The organism is Flavobacterium sp. AK-301, from assembly GCF_058310215.1.
Window position 1 is genome coordinate 276,497 of sequence record NZ_JBZEES010000001.1, and the last position, 21,524, is coordinate 298,020.

General features: G+C 33.5%; 17 protein-coding genes. 6 read left to right on the top strand and 11 right to left on the bottom strand.

Annotated features, from left to right (window positions below):
• Positions 1–222: 222 nt before the first annotated feature.
• From ccoN to AC4FQX_RS01300, 3 genes are all read right to left on the bottom strand, one after another.
• Complete coding sequence (gene ccoN, locus AC4FQX_RS01290; protein WP_491165851.1) at positions 223–2,415, bottom strand: cytochrome-c oxidase, cbb3-type subunit I; 2,193 nt, start codon at positions 2,413–2,415, stop codon at positions 223–225.
• Between the two features lie 2 nt (positions 2,416–2,417).
• Positions 2,418–2,609, bottom strand: coding sequence for a cbb3-type cytochrome oxidase assembly protein CcoS (ccoS, locus tag AC4FQX_RS01295; RefSeq protein WP_491165852.1), 192 nt, complete (start codon positions 2,607–2,609; stop codon positions 2,418–2,420).
• Between the two features lie 103 nt (positions 2,610–2,712).
• Positions 2,713–5,112, bottom strand: a complete 2,400-nt coding sequence (locus AC4FQX_RS01300; protein WP_491165853.1) for a heavy metal translocating P-type ATPase — start codon at positions 5,110–5,112, stop codon at positions 2,713–2,715.
• A 107-nt stretch (positions 5,113–5,219) separates the two neighbouring features.
• On the opposite strand from AC4FQX_RS01300, the gene AC4FQX_RS01305 reads away from it, so the two are divergent.
• A complete protein-coding gene (locus AC4FQX_RS01305; protein ID WP_491165854.1) occupies positions 5,220–5,900 on the top strand; it encodes a Crp/Fnr family transcriptional regulator in 681 nt (226 codons plus the stop codon).
• Between the two features lie 137 nt (positions 5,901–6,037).
• Here the strand turns inward: AC4FQX_RS01305 and AC4FQX_RS01310 are convergent, their stop codons facing one another.
• The gene (locus AC4FQX_RS01310) at positions 6,038–6,355 is read right to left on the bottom strand and encodes a rhodanese-like domain-containing protein (RefSeq protein WP_491165855.1); all 318 of its coding nucleotides are present in this window, start codon (positions 6,353–6,355) and stop codon (positions 6,038–6,040) included.
• A gap of 246 nt (positions 6,356–6,601) precedes the next feature.
• Here AC4FQX_RS01310 and AC4FQX_RS01315 point away from each other — a divergent pair, with 246 nt between their 5' ends.
• From AC4FQX_RS01315 to AC4FQX_RS01325, 3 genes are read left to right on the top strand one after another with little or no spacing between them, the layout of a single operon-like run.
• A complete protein-coding gene (locus tag AC4FQX_RS01315) occupies positions 6,602–7,060 on the top strand; it encodes a MarR family winged helix-turn-helix transcriptional regulator (RefSeq protein WP_491165856.1) in 459 nt (152 codons plus the stop codon).
• A gap of 8 nt (positions 7,061–7,068) precedes the next feature.
• Positions 7,069–7,701 carry an NAD(P)H-dependent oxidoreductase gene (locus AC4FQX_RS01320; protein WP_491165857.1) on the top strand — a complete coding sequence of 211 codons (633 nt, stop codon included), beginning with the start codon at positions 7,069–7,071 and terminating at the stop codon, positions 7,699–7,701.
• 34 nt (positions 7,702–7,735) lie between these two features.
• Entirely contained in the window at positions 7,736–8,308 is a 573-nt protein-coding gene (locus tag AC4FQX_RS01325; protein ID WP_491165858.1) for a YceI family protein, read from the top strand.
• A 111-nt stretch (positions 8,309–8,419) separates the two neighbouring features.
• Here the strand turns inward: AC4FQX_RS01325 and AC4FQX_RS01330 are convergent, their stop codons facing one another.
• From AC4FQX_RS01330 to AC4FQX_RS01360, 7 genes are all read right to left on the bottom strand, one after another.
• Positions 8,420–9,886 (bottom strand): TSUP family transporter, encoded by a 1,467-nt coding sequence (locus AC4FQX_RS01330; RefSeq protein WP_491165859.1) that lies wholly within the window; start codon positions 9,884–9,886, stop codon positions 8,420–8,422.
• Between the two features lie 115 nt (positions 9,887–10,001).
• On the bottom strand, positions 10,002–11,651 hold the full coding sequence (locus tag AC4FQX_RS01335; RefSeq protein WP_491165860.1) for an NADPH-dependent assimilatory sulfite reductase hemoprotein subunit: 1,650 nt from the start codon (positions 11,649–11,651) through the stop codon (positions 10,002–10,004).
• 313 nt (positions 11,652–11,964) lie between these two features.
• Positions 11,965–13,641, bottom strand: a complete 1,677-nt coding sequence (locus tag AC4FQX_RS01340; RefSeq protein WP_491165861.1) for a diflavin oxidoreductase — start codon at positions 13,639–13,641, stop codon at positions 11,965–11,967.
• Positions 13,631–14,446 carry a uroporphyrinogen-III C-methyltransferase gene (gene cobA / locus AC4FQX_RS01345; RefSeq protein WP_491165862.1) on the bottom strand — a complete coding sequence of 272 codons (816 nt, stop codon included), beginning with the start codon at positions 14,444–14,446 and terminating at the stop codon, positions 13,631–13,633. The genes AC4FQX_RS01340 and cobA overlap by 11 nt, the downstream gene beginning before the upstream one ends.
• Before the next feature lie 109 nt (positions 14,447–14,555).
• Positions 14,556–15,788 carry a sulfate adenylyltransferase subunit 1 gene (locus tag AC4FQX_RS01350; RefSeq protein ID WP_491165863.1) on the bottom strand — a complete coding sequence of 411 codons (1,233 nt, stop codon included), beginning with the start codon at positions 15,786–15,788 and terminating at the stop codon, positions 14,556–14,558.
• Between the two features lie 262 nt (positions 15,789–16,050).
• Positions 16,051–16,956 (bottom strand): sulfate adenylyltransferase subunit CysD, encoded by a 906-nt coding sequence (cysD, locus tag AC4FQX_RS01355; protein WP_491165864.1) that lies wholly within the window; start codon positions 16,954–16,956, stop codon positions 16,051–16,053.
• A 41-nt stretch (positions 16,957–16,997) separates the two neighbouring features.
• Positions 16,998–17,696 (bottom strand): phosphoadenylyl-sulfate reductase, encoded by a 699-nt coding sequence (locus AC4FQX_RS01360; RefSeq protein WP_491165865.1) that lies wholly within the window; start codon positions 17,694–17,696, stop codon positions 16,998–17,000.
• Positions 17,697–18,507: 811 nt separating this feature from the next.
• Here AC4FQX_RS01360 and AC4FQX_RS01365 point away from each other — a divergent pair.
• Together AC4FQX_RS01365 and AC4FQX_RS01370 are read left to right on the top strand one after the other, a co-directional pair.
• Positions 18,508–19,851 carry an amidohydrolase gene (locus tag AC4FQX_RS01365; RefSeq protein ID WP_491165866.1) on the top strand — a complete coding sequence of 448 codons (1,344 nt, stop codon included), beginning with the start codon at positions 18,508–18,510 and terminating at the stop codon, positions 19,849–19,851.
• Between the two features lie 227 nt (positions 19,852–20,078).
• Positions 20,079–21,479, top strand: coding sequence for an anthranilate synthase component I family protein (locus AC4FQX_RS01370; protein WP_491165867.1), 1,401 nt, complete (start codon positions 20,079–20,081; stop codon positions 21,477–21,479).
• Positions 21,480–21,524 lie beyond the last annotated feature (45 nt).

Sequence of the window (21,524 nt, forward strand, 5' to 3'; positions counted from 1 at the left end):
TATAAGCTTTTAAAAGTATAATATAGGTTATTGGTCATTGTCATTGTCATCGTCCTGTAACGGTAGCTCGCTCAATGCTTTGATACTGTCTTTTTTATAAGTCATCACCCAAAGAAACAGACCTACAAAAAAACCTATGTAAATAAGCAAGGTAATGATGGGATAGATTTCTATCCCAGCAATTGTATTCATGTGATTTGATATAAATTTTAGCATAATTTCTTATTTATTTGAGTTATCAACATCTTTAATCTTGATATCTGTACCTAATCTTTGTAAATAAGCAATCAATGCTACAATCTCACGTTCAGCCATCGGAATGAAAGTTTCTTCGTTAGCTAAAGCTGCTTTTTTACTTGCTTCATAACTTTTTACAAAATCAGGATCACCGTAAAGGTTTTTCTCTATTTTCTGACCTTGTGCTGCAATACTTTTATCAGCATTTGCAATTTCCTGGTCTGTATATGGTACTCCTAATTTAACCATTACTCTCATCTTCTTCTGAATATCTGAAGAATTTAAAGCACTCTTGGTTAACCATTTGTAACCAGGCATAATGGAATTAGCAGAGGTACTTTGTGGATCCCACATATGATTAAAATGCCAGTTATCTGAATATTTTCCCCCTATACGCATTAAATCTGGTCCTGTACGTTTTGACCCCCATAAGAATGGATGGTCATATACATATTCTCCTGCTTTAGAGTATTCTCCATAACGCTCTACTTCTGAACGGAATGGTCTGATTTGCTGAGAGTGACAAGACACACAACCTTCTCTGATATAAAGATCACGTCCTTCTAATTCTAATGGTGTATATGGTTTTACACTTGAAATTGTAGGGATATTAGATTTCACTACTATAGTAGGTATAATTTGTATTGCTCCACCAATTAAAATCGTAATTGTTGCTAAAATTGTTAATTGTATCGGCATACGCTCTAACCAAACGTGAAATCCTTCTCCACGCATACGATTTTTACTAATTCTTACTAAAGCCGGAGCCTGAGCTAAATCATCTGTAATAGCACTTCCTCTTCTAACAGTTTGTATAACGTTATATACTAATACAAGCATACCTATAAGATATAGTGTTCCTCCTATGGCACGTAATGCATACATTGGCATAATTTGTGTCACAGTTTCCAGAAAGTTACCATACACTAAAGTTCCGTCCGGATTAAATTGTTTCCACATTGAAGCTTGTGCAAAACCGGCTACATATAAAGGAACTGTATATAAAATAATACCTAAAGTTCCAATCCAGAAATGGAAATTTGCTAAACGTATAGAATATAATGTTGATTTTGTTAATCTAGGTACTAACCAGTAAATCATACCGAAAGTTATGAAACCATTCCAAGCTAAGGCTCCTACGTGAACGTGCGCTACGATCCAATCCGTAAAGTGAGCAATAGCATTTACGTTTTTAAGAGACAACATTGGTCCTTCAAAAGTAGCCATACCATAACCGGTAATAGCAACTACGAAAAATTTTAAAACAGGATCTACACGTACTTTATCCCAAGCACCGCGTAATGTTAATAACCCATTAATCATACCTCCCCAAGATGGGAAAAGCAACATAATTGAAAAAACTACACCTAAATTCTGAGCCCAGTCTGGTAATGCTGAATATAATAAGTGGTGTGGTCCTGCCCAAATATAAATGAATATAAGTGACCAGAAGTGAATAATTGATAGTTTATAAGAATATACGGGTCTGTTCGCTGCTTTAGGAAGGAAATAATACATTAACCCTAAAAATGGTGTTGTAAGGAAGAATGCAACTGCATTATGTCCGTACCACCATTGTACTAAAGCATCCTGAACCCCTGCGTATACCGAATAACTTTTGAATGCTGAAACCGGTAATTCTAAACTATTAAAGATATGCAATACAGCAACGGTTACAAATGTTGCCAGATAAAACCAAATTGCGACATATAAATGTCTCTCTCTACGTTTTATCATTGTACCTATCATGTTTATACCAAAAGTAACCCAGATAAGGGCAATAGCAATATCTATTGGCCATTCTAACTCAGCATATTCTTTTGATGAAGTAAAACCTAATGGTAAAGTAATTGCTGCAGCAACTATAATAAGCTGCCATCCCCAGAAGTGAATACTACTCAATACATCTGAAAACATTCTTGCTTTCAGTAAACGTTGTAATGAATAATATATCCCCGCAAAAATTGCATTACCTACGAAAGCGAAAATTACTGCATTGGTATGTAAAGGTCTTAATCGACCAAAACTAAGCCATGAAATACCGTCGGTAATATTGGGGAATAAAAACATTACTGCTAGTAATAACCCTACCAGCATCCCTACCACACCCCAAAGTATAGTAGCGTAAAGGAACTTCTTTACAATTTTGTTATCGTAATAAAATTGTTGCATCTCCATAATCATGATTGTTTTTCTTGTTTTGTCTGATTTGTTTTTGGTGTTTCATTTTTGATCTCATCGTCAAATAACATTCTGACTGAAGGTGTATAAGAGTCATCATATTGACCGCTCCTTACTGCTTTGATAAAAGAGAAAAAGAATATAACGGCTACCACAATACTGATGGAAATTAATAAATAAATGACACTCATTTCTTAATAAATTTGTGTTACAAAACTAACCCACATTCTTTTAATAAAATATGACATTTGTCATGTAAACGGTTATTATTTTGCGTAAAAATAAATTATTTTTTTAATATTTTATTGTTTTTTTTTCACTAAAGATACGTTGTGCGTAATAATTTGTCATAATTGTCACAAAACTAACAACGGAAATTGAACTTAATGGCATAATAATCGCTGCAACTAAAGGCGATAAATGACCTGTTACGGCAAATGTCAAACCTACAACATTATAGGCTAATGAGAGTGCAAAACTCATTTTAATAACACGCATTGCTCTTTTAGTTAATACTAAATATCTGTTCAGCTTTTCAAATTCAGTAGCATCCAGAATAGCATCGCAGGCAGGCGAGAATACATTTACATTCTCTGAAACAGATACTCCTACATCACTCTGTGCTAATGCTCCTGCATCATTAAGTCCGTCGCCAATCATCATTACGATATTACCTTGTTGTTGCAAATTTTCGATAAAAGACAACTTCTGATCCGGCTTTTGATTGAAAACCAATTCTGTATTAGATGGTAAAATCTGCTGTAATGTATTACGCTCTCCTTCGTTATCTCCGGAAAGAACTACCAGCTTATATTGTTCAGATAATTTTTTAAATAAAGAGGGCAACCCCTCTCGATATTGATTTTTAAAGATATAACATCCTATATAGTTATTATCAATACTAATATGTACTTCTGTCTGATCTTTTCCTTTTACAGCTAAACCTCCTACAAAGGAGGCAGACCCCACTTTAACATCATGATCTCCCACACGAGCAAGAATACCTTTACCCACGATCTCTTCAAACTGAACGGCATCCTGAAGCGACTCAAAAGGCAAAAACTCATATAACATTCTACTCAATGGATGATTTGATCCTCTTAATGCATTTTTCACAATCACTTTATCTTCTTGAGATAAAGTAACTCCTTCATAAATAATACTTGATTTTTTATTTGTGGTTATGGTTCCTGTTTTATCAAAAACGAGTGTATCAATCTTAGACATCTGTTCAATAACTATCATGTTTTTAAGATAGAACTTTCTGTTACCAAGAATACGCAAAATATTCCCTAATGTAAATGGTGCTGTCAACGCCAGTCCGCAAGGACACGCAACGATCAGAATAGCTGTAAATACATGAAAAGCGGTATCTACATCTATAAATATCCAGTATCCGAAGGAAACAAATGCCAATATCAATAAAAACGGAGTGAAATAACGACTTAACTTATCTGTTATCGTTTTATAATCCTGAGTAGATTTTTTCTGGAACACATCATTACTCCATAATTTAGTCAGGTAACTCTGAGAGACAGAATGTAATACTTCCATTTCAATTACTCCGGAAATCTGCTTTCCTCCTGCATATATAGTATCCCCTGATTTTTTATGCACAGGAACTGCTTCTCCTGTTACAAAACTGTAGTCAATCTCAGCATCTCCTTTAATAAAAATACCATCTACAGGAATTAGTTCCTGATTTCTGATCAACAGTCTGTCTCCAGCAACAATATCATAGACCTGAACAGATTCTTCCTTACCTTCTTTATCAACGCGTGTAATTGCAATCGGAAAATAGGATTTATAATCCCTTTCAAAAGATAAAAAGCTATAGGTCTGCTGTTGGAATAATTTTCCTAATAACATAAAGAACACCAACCCTGTTAAACTGTCAAAATACCCTTGTCCCCAACCGAAAACAATATCGCAGGTGCTTCTCACAAACATTACCAGTAAACCTAAAGCAATGGGCACATCAATATCCAGTCGCTTATATTTCAGACTCTTATATGCGGATATAAAATAACCACTGGCAGCATAAAATAGTGAAGGCAATGATAAAGCAAAAATTAGCCAACGGAAAAAACCTTTGTACTGATCTAGCCAGAATTCTTCAACTTCAAAATATTCAGGAAAAGAAAGCAACATCACGTTTCCAAAAGAGAAAAACGCAACTCCTACTTTATAAATTAAACTTCTATCTATATTTTTCTTGCCGGATTCAAAATTATCAAGACTAATATAAGGTTCATATCCAATAGCACTTAACAGTAAAACAAGTTCTTTTACAGGAAAAACAGACGGATCATAAGTTATTCTGACCGTTTTTTCCGGAAAGTTTACCTGAGAACTACTGATTCCCGAATTTAATTTCTGAAGATTTTCTAAGATCCATATACAGGAACTGCAATGGATATGAGGAATATAGAGTGTGATAATTTGAATATTATCCTCCTTAAAATCAAGTAGTTTATCTACAATTTTATCATTATCAAGGAAATCAAATTTCCCATTCATTTCTTGTGGAATCGCACCCGGGGAAGATTGAAAATCATAATAGTACGACAAATCATTGCTGCTAAAAATCTCATAAACTGTTTTACAACCGTTACAACAAAAATTCTTATCATCAAATGTAATTACTGTATCTTCCGCCGAATTACCACAATGGTAACACTCTTTCTGATCCATATTCTAACTCTTTACCTGGGGCAAAGATGTCACTTTTACTCCATAAAAAGAATGATAATTATCATGTTTTTAGTACCTTTGCAAAAATAATAGGTATTTATTAAGTTATGGGAAAATGTGAACAATGTATTATAAGAGAGTTTAGCTCTTTAAAAGCGCTGTCTAAAGAAGAACTTTTAAGCCTTTCAGATTGTAAATCTTCTTATACGGTCAAAAAAGGTGAAGTTATATTTGATGAAGGTGAGAATGTAAATGGTATCTACTGTATAAAAGATGGTGTCTGTAAATTAACTAAGCTTAGTACAAATGGTAAAGATCAAATCATTAAACTGGTAACTAAAGGTGAATTACTAGGACAACGTTCTATGATTAGTGAAGAACCGGTCAACCTTAGTGCTGTAGCTCTGGAAGATATGGAAGTGTGTTTTATACCAAGGCAGGAAGTCATGAAACTCTTTGACAAAAACAACCAGTTCTCTATGAACGTAATGAAAACGGTTTGCCACAGTTTAAAGGAAGCAGATGACTTTATGGTCAATATGGCACAAAAAAATGTAAAGGAAAGATTAGCTCAAACTTTACTTAGTCTTTATGAAACATTTGGTGTAAATATTGATAAAACCCTGAAAATACAATTGTCAAGAGAAGAACTAGCAAGTATGATCGGTACTGCAACTGAATCCTGTATTCGTTTATTATCTGACTTTAATAAAAGTGAAATGATCGAATTAGTGGGTAAAAAAATTATATTAAAAGATATTTCTAAACTAAAGAAATTAGCAGAATAAGAAGTTTTCTGTCGCCATCCTCAAAAAATCAGCCAACAAATATAGAGAGATTTGTTTAAGATTTAAAGTTAGTAGAACTCCTAATAACATTTCACTTTTTACAAAAAAACTATTAATTATCAACTCGTTCCCTTATTTTAAAACCCTGGATTTACTATATCTCCCCGCCATTCCATCATACCTCCTACCAGATTATAAGTGTTTTTAAATCCCAGTTGCTGCATTATGGCACAAGCTTGACCGCTTCTTGCTCCTGCATGACAGTACACATAATAGTTTTTGGACTTATCCAGCTCTTCTACTTCATAAATAAAACCCTGTCCTTTATAGATATCAATATTTATCGCTCCTTCTATAATTCCTCTGTTAAACTCATCTGATGTTCTGACATCTAAAATTACAGCGTTATTATCTGCTTTAAGCTGAGACACCCAATCTTCCTGTGTTAAGTTCATTTTTTAATTTTTTATCAAAAATATTATACTTTTAACAAAAAAACAAATAGTAGATTTTAATTTCTTTAATAAGAAAATATCTGTTTTTACAAATTGTTTCATCCTCTCCTACTTTTCAAAAAAAAACATGCTGTAAATACCCACATTACACTTCTTTCGTTTGCATTTAACAAAATATTAACCTGTAATTTGTAGATACAAATAAAAAATATACTACATTTGTACCAACAAATAAAGTATAGACAAATGAAGATAGAAGATGTTATAAAAACAAAAGCTCAGCTTAGTATTGGAACAAGAACAATATTAAACATTTCATATACTAAAAATTTGATGGCAGATAAATTCAATGAAGTTTTAAAACCACATGAGATTTCAGAAGAACAATTCAATGTTCTCAGGATTCTGAGAGGGCAAAAAGGGACTCCTGCAAATATGTCTGTTATTCAGGAAAGAATGCTTGCCAGAACCAGTAATACAACAAGATTAGTAGATAAATTACTTCTAAAAGATCTGGTTACAAGAAATGTATGCCCTGAGAATAGAAGAAAAATAGAGATTTTTATTACTCAAAAAGGGTTAGATCTGTTAACAATATTAGATCCTCTGGTTATAGAGTATAATAACTATTTTACTGATAATCTGACTGAGGCAGAATTAGAAAAATTAAACTTTTTATTAGAAAAATTAAGAATAAAAAAATAAATATCAAAATGAAAAAATTCCTTGACCTTCAAAACTGGAGATATGCAACAAAAAAATATGATGCTTCTAAAAAAATATCTAATGAAGATTTAGAAATTATAAAAAAAGCAGTACAAATAAGTGCGTCTTCTTATGGATTACAGCCTTATAAGGTTTTAATAATCGAAAATAAAGATATTCGTGAAAAATTAAAACCTGTTGCATGGGGACAGACACAAATTACAGATGCTTCTCATCTTTTTGTTTTTGCAAACATTACCAATTTTGGAGACCACGAAATCGATGCTTATGTAAATAATGTAAGTCGGATCAGAAATATTCCAACAGAAAATTTAGAAGGCATGGGTAATTTTATGAAATCTAAAATATCTACTTTACCAGAAGAAGACCGAAACATCTGGACTTCTAAACAAACGTATCTGGCTTTAGCTAACCTATTAACTGCTACTGCGGAATTAGATATTGATGCTACGCCAATGGAAGGATTTGAACGAGAACAATTCAATGAAATACTGGGATTAAATGCATTAGGATTAAATGCTTCTGTAATTGCTGCAATAGGTTACAGAGCAGAAGACGATACTACTCAACATTATGCCAAAGTAAGAAAAAACCATAATGACTTATTTATCAATATATAATCCAAACTCTTTTTAATAAATTAATATTTTAACTATGAAAAAAATTCAGACAATCGCAATTGCATTAATCGTTGCATTAGGTACATTAAACACTACAGCTCAGAATGTTCAGAAAAAAGTAGAGGCTTCAAAAAGCAAGATTACATGGAAAGGTTACAAAGTGGGAGGTTCTCATGAAGGAACAATTGACCTGAAAGAAGGTACACTGATTTTTAAAGGAGAAAAATTAGCAGGAGGTACTTTTACTATCAATATGAACTCTATCTCAACTACGGATCTTACAGGTGAATACAAAGGAAAACTAGATGGTCACTTAAAATCTGATGATTTCTTCGGAACAGAAAAATATCCTACTTCAAAATTAGTATTTAAAAAAATAGCAAATAAAGGTAAAGGTATTTATACTGTAACGGCTGACTTAACTATAAAAGATAAAACAAATTCTGTGAGTTTTGATATCACTGTTAATGGAAATCAGGCAACAACTGCATTCAAAATTGACAGAAGTAAATATGATGTGAAATATGCGTCAGATAGTTTCTTCGATAGTTTAGGAGATAAAGCCATTTCTAATAATTTTGATTTAGTAGTGGAATTACAATTCTAATACCTAAATTAATTACTCTTGATCGTAAAAAGAGGTTGTTATTTTCGTAACAACCTCTTTTTTAATTTAAAAACAGACCTCATCCTGAAATAGTTTTTCATTATAGAATATTTAAAATATTGTTTCTATAACTTTAAATAACATTCTTATACTAAATACAATAACCAGAAAAGCTACAGCAAGTATGGCGATTCTTTGTGGTAATCTCCCTGCTAATCTTGCTGCTAAAGGAGCTGCGATTGAACCTCCTAATATTAACCCTGCAACAATATACCAGTGACTTACTCCTAAAAAAGCAAAAAAAGTAATGGAAGCAGCAAAGGTTACAAAAAACTCTGCTAAACTTACTGTTCCTACTACATAACGGGATTTTCTTCCTTTTGCCAAAAGCGTGGAAGTCACTATTGGTCCCCATCCACCACCACCAAAGGCATCAAAAAGACCCCCTGAAAACCCCAGTACTCCTGTATGTTTCACTCTTTTTTTAACGATTTTTTTTCGAAAAGCAATGATTATTAATCGAATTCCAATAACCATTGTATAACTAGCTAAAATACCATATGTAATAGTCTCATATTTATTTCCAAGATAAATCAGTAATAAAGAACCGCATACAGCTCCGATAACTCCTGGTACTGCCAACCAGAGAAGTAGTTTTTTATTGACATTTCCAAACTTATAATGGGAAAATCCACTAATACCACTTGAAAACATTTCGGCAGTATGGATACTTCCGCTTATAGCTGGCAATTTTATACCAAAAAGCATCATACAGGTAGCACAGGTTACTCCATATCCTAGCCCAACTGCTCCATCAACCATCTGAGCAAAAAAACCAACGAATACCATAGCATAAAATGCAGGTGGAATTTCATATAGATATCCTCTCATATCCTGTATAGAGATAACGGATGATAATCCATATCCAATAAAAAGAGCCAGAAAAACAATGGTAAGTTCAAAAGCAAGTTTCTTATATCTCTTCTTTTCTTTCCTGTTCAGTTCTTTATCTACTAATCCGGCTGTAACTTCATTAAGAGAAGCTAATTTTGCCTGAATATCTCCTTTATGTCTGTTCCTAAAAGCATTCAAATTCTCAATACTCTGATGAATATCTGCCGGAATTGCTTCTTCAAGATGTTCCCGTAAGCGCCTTGCCAATACCGGAGATTTTCCGTTAGTGGAAATAGCTATTTTCAAATGTCCCTTATTTACAATAGAACCCAGATAAAAATCACATAAATCGGGCTGATCGGCTGCATTAACTAAAATTCCTTTTTCATTAGCTTTGTCTTTTATTCTGCGATTCAGTTCTGCATCATCTGTTGCTATTATCAGAAAATCAGTAAATACTAAATCTTTATTTTCAAAAGGACGCTCCTCCCACTCAAGATGGGGATAATCCTTCAATAACTGCCTCAAATCATCACTAATCTGTTTTGCAATAATTTTAATAACTGCTAATGGATTTTGTCTTAATAGTGTTTCTGTTTTTTCTAAACCTATCTTTCCTCCTCCTACGATAAGAAAACGAAAGGTATCTGTTTTTAAAAATATTGGAAATAATGTGTTCTCCATATGTTATTTGTTTTTTAAAAAGAATATATGAAATAATGAAAATCTAACACTATCTCATTAAATCCTAACTGGTAAACAGAGTAGAGTAAGAATAGTTATTCTTACTCTACTCTGTTTAATTATCGGAAAAGAACTTTCTATAGGTAAAATCTCCAAATGTCTCATCTTGGTCTTTTTCTTTTGTATACTGTTCAAAAAGACTATCCAACTCTATGAGGATCTCATCCTCTGTAAGTTGTTTTTTATACATCTGATTTAATCGATTTCCTAAACGATCTCCTCCCAGCATTAGGTTATATTGTCCGGGACCTGTTCCTACAAATCCTATTTCTGCCAAATAAGAACGTCCGCAACCATTTGGACAACCTGTCATTCGGATACTTATTTCATCCTGCTCTAATTGATGTTTCTTTAAAAAAGGTTCGAGCTTAGTCACCAGTTCCGGTAAATATCGTTGAGCTTCGGCCAGAGCTAAAGGACAGGTAGGCATTGCAACACACGCCATAGAACTCCTTCTCATAGGACTATCCTTATCTTCTATTTCAAACTTCTTCAATAATTCCTGAACTTTTTCTTTGTTTTCAGCAGCAATATCTCCTAAGATCAGATTCTGGTTACAGGTAAATCTGAAATCTGAAACTTGTAACTGAGCTAATTCATATAAAAACTGTTTCTGATAAGGCTTAACGACACCATGTTCTACAAATAAGGTATAGAACCATTTTTGCTTATCATTTTCCTGCCATCCGTAACGATCATTTCTTTCTGTAAATTTATATTTTTCTTCCGGAAGAAGTTCAAATCCAATTCGGCTTTCTAGTTCTTTTTTAAAATTATCAATTCCTAATCTGTCTATAGTATACTTTAATCGTGCTAGTTTTCTGTCACTTCTATTTCCATAGTCTCTCTGAATGGCAAGAACTTCATAAACAGCTTTCAATGTTTTTTCTTCTGTATCTGTAAATCCAATAATAGTAGCCAGACGAGAATAGGTATTCGGATTTCCGTGTGTGGTTGAAAGTCCTCCTCCTATAGCAATATTAAACCCTTTTAATTCTCCTTCTCTAATAATAGCTATCAAACCAATATCATTTGCAAAAACATCTACATCATTCGTGGGAGGAATAGCAATAGCAATCTTAAATTTTCTAGGTAAATAACGATCCTGATATAAAGGATCTGCTTCCTGTGAACGTTCATAAATTTTTTCACCGTCTATCCATATCTCATAAAATGATTGTGTTTTAGGCAGCAATAGGGTTGAAATCTTATCTGCATAATCATAAATCTGCTGAAACAATGGAGAAACCTGAGGATGTGAACTACAAATCACATTTCTGTTAACATCACCACAAGCTGCTATTGAATCTAATTTAGCTAATAAAAAACCCTGAATTGTGGGTTGCAGCTGATGTTTTAATAAGCCATGTAACTGAACGGTCTGACGGGTTGTTATTTTAATTGTTCCTGTACCGTACTCTTCGGAAATATCATGAGTAGCAAGCCACTGATCGGAGGTAATTACACCTCCCGGAATACGTAGACGAATCATGAAAGAATAGAGTTTATCCAGTTTTTTTTCTGCTCTTTCTGCTCTTCTGTCTCTGTCATCCTGAACATACATTCCGTGAAACTTAACAAGCGCTTCATCATCAGGACGTACATTTCCTGTGTGATTATCGGTTAAACTTTCTTTTAAAGTACCTCGAAGTCCATCACTTTTTACTTTTATTCCTTCTATTGGTGATAATTTATCATTACTCATATCTGGTTATTTTTTAGTTGATAGTTGATAGTTGATAGTTGATAGTTGATAGTGACAACTTTTATTGTGAACTGCATATTGTTCTTTATTTAGTTTTTATTTTATCCATTGCTTCTGCTCAGCAAAGTCTCCGACTTTGTAGCTGTGATCAAAAGTCTCCTGACCTTTGTAAAACATCATAATATATTAACCTGTAACGTCAGTCTCTGACTGACCAACACATTCTCAAAGTCAGAGACTTTGCGAAGCAGGGAACTGCGACTGAATACTGCCTTACTGGGTACTGTAACTGAGTACTGAATACTTTATCTCTTTAATACACATCTTTTTGATAGCGTCCTTCCGTCTCGAGAGTTTCTAAAACTACTTTTGCTTCGGAAATACTCAGGTTTTGTTCTGCTGAAATAATTTCCAGAAGAGTATTTTCAATATCTGTACTCGTCGGATTCTTTTGACCGCAAACATAAATGTAAGCTCCATTAGTAATCCACTCATATACTTCTTTAGCGTTTTGCTTCAATCGATCCTGTACATATACTTTCTGTTTCTGATCTCTTGAAAAAGCAGTATCTAATTTGGTCAGCACTCCTGTGGATAACCATTCCTGAATTTCGGTCTGATAATAGAAATCCGATACGAAATACTGTTCTCCGAAAACCAGCCAGTTTTTCCCTTCTGCTCCGGTTGCATCACGATGGGCCAAAAAACTTCTAAAAGGAGCTATTCCTGTCCCCGGACCGATCATAATAATATCTTTATCATCCTCCGGTAGTTTAAAATTCCGGTTCTTATGGATATAAAACTCTATAATTTCATCTTTTGGATAATCTGCCAGGAATTGAGAACACCAACCTGTTTTCTGAGTTCCGTCTATACTGAATGTATTTAAATTTACAGTAATATGAACCTCTCCATCATGGGCTTCTAATGATGATGATATGGAATACAAACGTGGTGCCACGGAATGAAGTAATGCAATTACAGCATCTGCAGTAACAGAATCCGGTTTAGAATATTTTTTTAAAATATCAAGTAGATCAGCTTTATCTTCTGTTATTTCCGTCTGAAACAAATTTGCGAAAGCATCTAATGACTTTTTAGACAAACCTCTGATGTTCTTATCAAGAAACTTCTCTTTTTGTTCTCCTCCGAAAAAAGCAACTATTTCCGTGACTTCATTTTTATCATTTTTTGGATAAAACCCTATGGAATCACCTGGTTCATAAACAATTTCTTCATCTGTTACGATTTCAATATGATAGGTTTCTTTATTAGACCCTGTATCATTCAGTACTATTTTATGATTTATAACTCCGGTATAGGTTTTTCTGGTAGAAACGGAAGCAACTTCCGTACTATTTTTCTCTGAAATCTCTGTGGATTTTATTCCAAAATTCTGAACGATTTTCAGTAATTCTCCAAACCAGCCTTCTGCAACAGGAACATAATCAACATCTGCCTGTAAAAACGGAAGTACACGCTGTGCTCCTAATCGTTCTAATTGCTGATCTATTACTTCTCCTGCTTTACAAAATAAAGGATAGGAAGAATCTCCTAACCCCAAAACAGCAAATTTTGCTTTTGACAGATCAACAAAAGAATTACTCAGATTATCAAAAAACTTTATGGCATTTTGTGGAGGATCTCCTTCTCCCTGAGTACTCATTATGACAATTATAAAGTCTTCTTTGTCTATTTTTTCTAATGGATACTGAAAAGCATCAAAAACTTTAGACTGAATTTTATTTTTCTTTAATATTGCCTGTAACTGTGAAGCCAGTTTTTTGGAATTTCCTGTTTCAGTTCCATAAATAATAGTTGGTTTAACTGAAACAACCGGTATTGAAACAGCTGGTATTGCAGCAGGAGCCGACTCTGGTTTGTTTTGCTCTAAAAATCCGGCAAGATAGCCACTCGCCCAGATAATATCTTCTCTTGAATACTGTTTCGTTAAATCTTTTAACAGCACTAATTTATTATCAGACAGCATATTGTAAATTTGTTATATGGTTATCAAAATAGGAACTTGTTTCTGGTTGCTCCTTAAACCAGGAATATTGCTCATGAAGACGCACTACATTCCCTATGATTATTAAGGTAGGAACAAACTCAAATTCCGGTAATTTCTTTGTTTTTAATTCTTCAAATGAAAAAATACTTGTTTTCTGAAAAGGAGTTGTTGCCTGTTGTATTACTGCTATTCCTTTAGTTGCATCTATACGATTTACTACTAAATGATCTGCTAACTGATGTAATCGTTGCCCACTCATGTAAAAAACTAAAGTATCTTCTGTCCCTGCCCAGTCTGTCCATTGTGTATTCGTTACTGAATTCAGATCAAATAAAGTTAGAAAACGGACACCACGAGCATGTTCACGGGCTGTCAGAGGAATTCCGGTATAAGCAGCAGCTCCAAATGCAGCAGAAATCCCCGGTACAATTTCATATGGAATCTGATTTTCCTTTAGCACTTCCAGTTCGTCTAAAATATTAGAAAACAATGATGAATCTCCTCCTTTTAACCGTAATACTAATTTATCCTGCTGTGCAAACTCCACCATTAATGCATTAATCTCACTTTGAGGAGTATGTATTCCTTTTGAACATTGTTTGCCTACATAAATTATTACAGCCTCTTTTTTAGCATTATCACTAATCATTTCCGGTGACACTAATCGGTCTGTCAGAATCACATCTGCACTCTGTAAATATTTCAGCGCTTTTACACTTATTAAATCAGGATCGCCAGGACCTGCTCCGGCTAAAATCACCCTTCCTTTATGTTTTATATTCATCTCTGTTTTTTCTTTTTTTAATTTTAAAACTACTTCAATAACTTTATGTTTATATCTAAAGCCTACAGGGTTCAAAAAACCTTACAGGAGAAACCTAAATCATACTCTTTTACAGAAACATCAATGCTCCTACGGTATTAAATGTGGTTTCATCTACTAAAATAGCATTTCCACTTTTTGGATTTTCTTCAAAGGCATCAAAAAATAAAGGCTGACCGGAGCGTAATGAGATTTGTCCTATATCATTGAGCTGTACTTCCTTTGTTTCCTCAAACTTCCATTTATTAACATCCCATTTTTTATCAATAGATTCGATTTTTACACGAACGGTTTTGAATCGATGTTGTAATATATAAGTCTTCCCTATTTGTAGTGGAGCATTATCAAGCCAGCATATCCAGGTCTTTAACTGATTAGATATTATTGGAAGTTCCTCCGTTTTTACAACGCTGTCACCACGACTGATATCTATATTATTTGCTAAATGCAGAACAACATTTTCTCCTGCTATAGCCTTATCTATATTTTCCTGATGTTTTTCTATTCGTATAATTTCTGTCCTTATTCCGGAAGGCAGAATGGTAACTAAATCTCCTATCTGATAATATCCGCTTAATATCTGCCCGGCATATCCTCTGTAATCATGATTTTCTTCATCTTTGGGGCGAATGACCCACTGCACCTGAAAACGGGAAGCTAAATCTTCATTAGAATAAATTTCAATATTTTCTAAAGTACTTAGTAATGTATCTCCTTCAAACCAAGGTGTTCTATCTGATTTTTCTACAATATTATCTCCTATCAAAGCACTTACCGGGATATAAGCTATTTCATCAAAATTGAGATTATCTTTTATTTTTTCAAAATCATTTTTAATACTATTAAAAATAGCTTCTGAATAATCGATCAAATCAATTTTATTAACGGCAATAATGGCTTTTTTAATCCCCATTAAAGAGCCTATACTAGCATGTCTTTTTGTCTGATCGGTAATTCCTTTTCGAGCATCAACAAGAAGTATAATTAAATCAGAATTTGATGCTCCAGTTATCATGTTTCGGGTATATTGCTCGTGTCCAGGAGCGTCAGCAATAATAAATTTTCTTTTTTTAGTTGAAAAATACTTATAAGCAACATCAATTGTTATTCCCTGTTCCCGTTCAGCGCGTAATCCATCTGTAATTAATGACAGATCAATAGCAATACCTTCTTGTTTCGTTTGCTTTTGCAGTACTCCCAACTGATCTGTATGGATACTGTCAGAATCATAAAGTAAACGACCTATTAAGGTACTCTTTCCATCATCTACATTTCCGGCTGTTATAAATTTTAATGTTTTCATTTTTATTTCGTTTTTAGTTTAAATCAGTTGATAGTTTTTAATTAATAGTTCTCAGCTTTATCTTTAACCGCAAAGAACGCAAAGACTTACGCTAGGTTCACAAAAGTTTTTATAGTTGATCGTTAATAATAGATAGTTTCAAAGTTGCAGAGTCACAAAGTTTTCCTGAATACTTTATCTCTTTCTTCTTTTCTCTAACATTCATTTTCAAATCTTCAAATTATCTCATTTTCAAATTCTCTTAATTCTGTTTTCGTAAATCTTAAAAATACCCCTGTTTTTTTCGATCTTCCATTGCTGCCTCAGACAGCTGATCATCTAATCGGGTCTGTCCTCTTTCGCTAATTCTAGTTTGAATGATATCCTCTATTATATCTTCTATGGTTGAAGCTTCTGAAGGAACTGCTGCTGTACAAGTCATATCCCCTACAGTTCTGTATCTTACTTTTTCTACCACCACAGTATCCGTTGGCAATGGCTGGATAAACTCAGAAGTTGCAACCAATTTATCCTGATAAACAATACATTCCCTATCATGAGCAAAATAGAGATTAGGCAATTCTATATTATATTTCTGAATATAATTCCAGACGTCTAGCTCTGTCCAGTTGCTTATCGGAAATACGCGAACGTTATGTCCTTTCTGAACTTTTCCATTCAGTATATCCCATAATTCCGGACGCTGAAGTTTTGGATCCCACTGACCAAAATCATCACGAACAGAAAAAATACGCTCTTTTGCTCTGGCTTTTTCTTCATCTCTTCTGGCTCCGCCTATGCAGGCATCAAATTCATGTTCCTGAATGGTATCTAATAAAGCATAAGTCTGTAATGCATTTCTGGAAGGAAAACGTCCTTGTGTTTCTTTCAGATTATATTTTCTGATACTCTCTTCGACTGAACCTATAATTAATTTTTCTCCTGTTTGATCTGCGAGATAATCCCGGAAAGCTATTGCTTCCGGAAAATTATGCCCGGTATCGATATGCACTAAAGGAAAAGGAAGTTTCCCCGGACGAAAAGCCTTTAGAGCCAGATGTACTAAAACTATCGAATCTTTCCCTCCGGAAAATAATAGTGCAGGCTTTTCAAACTGAGCTGCTGTTTCACGAAGAATATAAATTGCTTCATCTTCTAACTGATCTAAATACTTTTTTGAATCACTCATGGTATATATTTTTAGTTATTGTTCTTAATATGAACTATTTATTATGAATTATGTAACCCGCATTCTTTCTTTAAAGTATCTTCCCACCACCACCTTCCTGCTCTGAAATCATCCCCTTCTCTGATCGCTCTTGTACAAGGGGCACAACCGATACTCACAAACCCTTTATCGTGCAGGACATTATAAGGAACTCCTTTTTTTGTCACATATTCTTTTACTTCATCCGTTGTCCAGTGCAGTAACGGACTGTATTTATACAACTGATACTGCTCATCCCATTGAAGGATATCAAGGGTATTTCTATTTAAAGAATGCTCTGCTCTTAACCCTGTTATCCATACTTTTACCTCTTTTAATGCTCTCTGCAATGGCTCTACTTTTCGGATATAACAACATTGTTTTCTCAGATCAACACTTTCATAAAAAGGATTAATCCCCTTTTCATCTACAAACTTTTCTATATTTTTAGTATCCGGGTAATACGCTTTGATCTTTTGCTGATACTGAAGTTGTGTTTTATCCCATACAGCATACGTTTCAGGAAATAATCTGCCTGTATCCAACGTGAAAACTTCAATATCTTTTAGCTGTTGAGAAAACACAATATCTGTAATTAACTGATCTTCAATACCAAAACTGGTAGAAAACACTATTTTACCAGAAATGATTTCTGTCAAAAATTTCAGACTTTCTTCTACGTTTTTATTTTGTTTCAGTTTATTAATATTATTTTCATCCATTATTTTTACTGTTTTATTTAGGGACAAACTCTAACTATTGGGTATAAAAAAAGCCTCCTGAAATCAAGAGGCTTATAGTATCTAATACTGCTTTTTATATATTTACAGCAAATAATAATACAGATAACCTCTTGCGAAATTTCGCATACAACACATCATCATACACATTACTGTAAATGCTATTATTGTTGCTATGTTTAAATCTGTATTCATATTTTTAAATTTATTAAAACTATACTTTTTATTTTTTAATCAAAAAAAACTCCTCAATCGGATTGAGGAGTTTTGCATATAGGATAAATGTTTTATTAACACTAACATACAGCAGAACACTCCTCATTTTCTGAGCAGCATCCGCATTGCATTATGTTTAAAACATGATTTTTCATTTCTATTGTGTTTTTTAACACTACAAACATATAACATTTTTCTAATACAGAACAATTAAAATTATATTTTTTCAAAATTTATAACTAATCCAATTCTATTTTATTCAAAAAAGTCACAAAACATCGCCTTTAACACCTGATTTTATTTCTATTTAAATTCTATAAATAAATTCTGTTCTATATACTTAAAGTCTCTTACACTTAAAGTATTCAAAATAATCAATAGACTTTAATCTATCTAAAAAACAATAAAAGTCTATAAGAATCTACATCTGATACTTTTTTCTCTTATAATTCATAAAAAACTTATTTTAGAATAGATAATTTACGATATTAACTTAATAAATATTTTTTAATAAAAAAAATCGGTTTTATAAAATAAAAACAATACTTTAGTTGTTAATCTTTTAAATTAAAAAATTATGAATAAACTTTTACACACAATTACGCTTGCATTACTAATAATAACCAGTTTATCGGTAGATAGTATATACAGTCAAAACAGCAAAAAAACGGATAAAATCAATAAATTAGTTGATGCGGATGCTACTCGACTAAAAACTATTTTTAAGGATATACATTCTAATCCGGAGTTGGGCTTTATGGAAGAACGCACTTCAGCTATTGTAGCAAAAGAGCTTAAAGCATTAGGTTATAAAGTAATTACTGGTATTGGTAAAACGGGCGTTGTAGGCATTATGGAAAACGGAAAGGGTCCAATTGTAATGTACAGAGCCGATATGGATGCAAATGCTGTAAAAGAAACAACCGGATTACCATACGCTAATACAAAAACAGTTCTGGATAAAGATGGTAATGAAGTGCCTGCCATGCACGCCTGTGGACATGATGCTCATACAACCTGGTTATTGGGAGTTGCAAAAGTTACTGCTGCAATGAAAGAGCATTGGAAAGGTACTGTTGTTTTTGTCGCTCAGCCTGCCGAAGAAATTATTATGGGAGCAAAAGCTATGGTAGCTGATGGAATGTATAGCAAAGGTGTACCTGAGCCAGATTATTTATTCGGTATGCATACTATGCCTATTCCACTTGGATCTGTGGTCTGTGAAGCAGGAACACGTATGGCAGGAACCGATCAGTTAGATGTTACATTTTACGGAATAGGCGGACATGGTTCTTCTCCCCATTTAACTAAAGATGCTGTTATTATGGCAAGTAATGCTGTAGGTCTGTATCAGAATATAATCAGCAGAGCAATCAATCCTCAAAATGCTGCCGTATTAACAGTTGGTGCGATTCATGCAGGTACTGATAACAATGTCATTTCTTCTTCTGCTCAGTTAAAAATTAATTTACGATGGTTTAATAATAAAGACAGAAACATTATGCTGGAAAACATCGACCGTATCAATAAAAGCATTGCTTCGACCTACAATCTCCCTGAAAAAATGTACCCTACAACAGTTATGAAAGGGCATTCAACACCTTTGGTCAATGATGAAAAAATGACAGCACAAATCACTACTGCATTAAAAAGCTTCTTACCGGAGGAGAAATTCTTTAAAGGCTTCCCTGTCCTTATGGGTTCAGAAGATTTTCATCATTTGCTTCCTGATAACTCTAAAAAAGCGTATGCTTATATAAACGTGGGAATTGTTAACCCGGAAACATTTAAAAAAGCAAAAAGTGAAGGAAAACAATTTCCGTTTTTTCCTCATAACGGTGATTATCTTGTAGATATTGAAGCTATTCCGCTTGGAACAAAAATCGGCGCTGTTGCTCTTATGGAACTATTAGGAAGCTAATATTTTCAAAACAGGCTTGCATAAGTAAAAATTATTTTTATATATTTGTAGCTCAAATCAGAAATATGAACAACATAGTTTTAAATAATATTTGGTGGTGGAGTAACTTACGTCGAAATTCGTGAGCGAAACCTGCTATACATTTTTAAATAGATATATAAAAAGGCTTGTCATCACGACAAGCCTTTTTTTTGATCCATACTGAACACAATACAACAACATACAAAATGAAAAACTATTCTTTAAAAACACATCATAAACAAATTCTGGCAGATACTATAACCCCGGTTAGTGTCTATCTGAAAATACGTGATAAATTCCCCAACAGTCTTTTACTGGAAAGTAGTGATTATCATGCTAACAATAATAGTTTTTCTTATATCTGCTGTAATCCCATAGCTTCAATCCAGATAGAAAATGAAACGATTGTCAAAAAATTCCCTGATGGTTCTTCAAATAAAATAAATATTGATAAAAACACAAATATACCGGGAACAATCCACCTGTTTGCCAGACAATTTCAAACAGAGAATAATGATTTCAAGTTCATCAATAACGGTTTGTTTGGCTATATCGCATATGATGCAGTTCGTTATTTTGAAACAGTCACTATTACTAAAAAGAAAGATAATTTAGCTATACCGGATCTCTATTATGCTATTTACCAAAATATCATTGCGATTAATCACTTCAAGAATGAAGCTTTTATTTTTTGTCATAGTTTAGACGGGAAAAACAATATCTCCGAAATTGAAGCAATACTACAGCAAAAAAACTTCTCCTCATATCGTTTTTCTAAAGAAAATGAACCTGTTTCTAATCTGACAGACTCGGAATTTAAAGAAAATGTAGAACTGGCAAAAAAACACTGTTTTAGAGGAGATGTATTTCAGCTAGTATTATCCCGTCGTTTTTCCCAACACTTTAAAGGAGATGAATTTAATGTATATCGCGCTCTAAGAAGTATTAATCCTTCTCCTTATCTGTTCTTTTTTGATTATGGTGATTTTAAAATCTTCGGTTCTTCTCCGGAAGCACAATTAGTGGTTAAAAACCGAAAAGCAGAAATTCATCCTATTGCAGGAACTTTTAAACGTACGGGAAATGATGAACAAGATGCTATTCTGGCAAAAGAACTAGCAGAAGATAAAAAAGAAAACAGCGAACATGTTATGCTGGTCGATTTAGCTCGCAATGATCTGAGCCGCAACGGTCATGATGTAAAAGTAGAAAAATATCGTGAAGTGCAATTCTTCTCTCATGTGATTCATCTAGTATCAAAAGTAACTGGGCAATTACACGATAAAGCAACAACCATGCAAGTAGTCGCAGATACTTTTCCTGCAGGAACTTTAAGTGGTGCTCCAAAACACAAAGCAATGCAGCTTATTGAAGCTATAGAAACCACAAATCGTACCTTTTACGGAGGAGCGATCGGATTTATGGATTTTGAAGGAAACTTTAATCATGCTATTATGATCCGAACTTTTTTGAGCAAAAATCATCAGCTACATTATCAGGCAGGTGCCGGAATCGTTGCTGCTTCTGATCCTGAAAATGAAATGCAGGAAGTTTATAATAAATTGGGAGCGTTAAATAAAGCACTGGAATTAGCCGAAACAATATAATTTGAAAAATGAGATAATTTGAAGATTTGAAAATGGAAAAACATA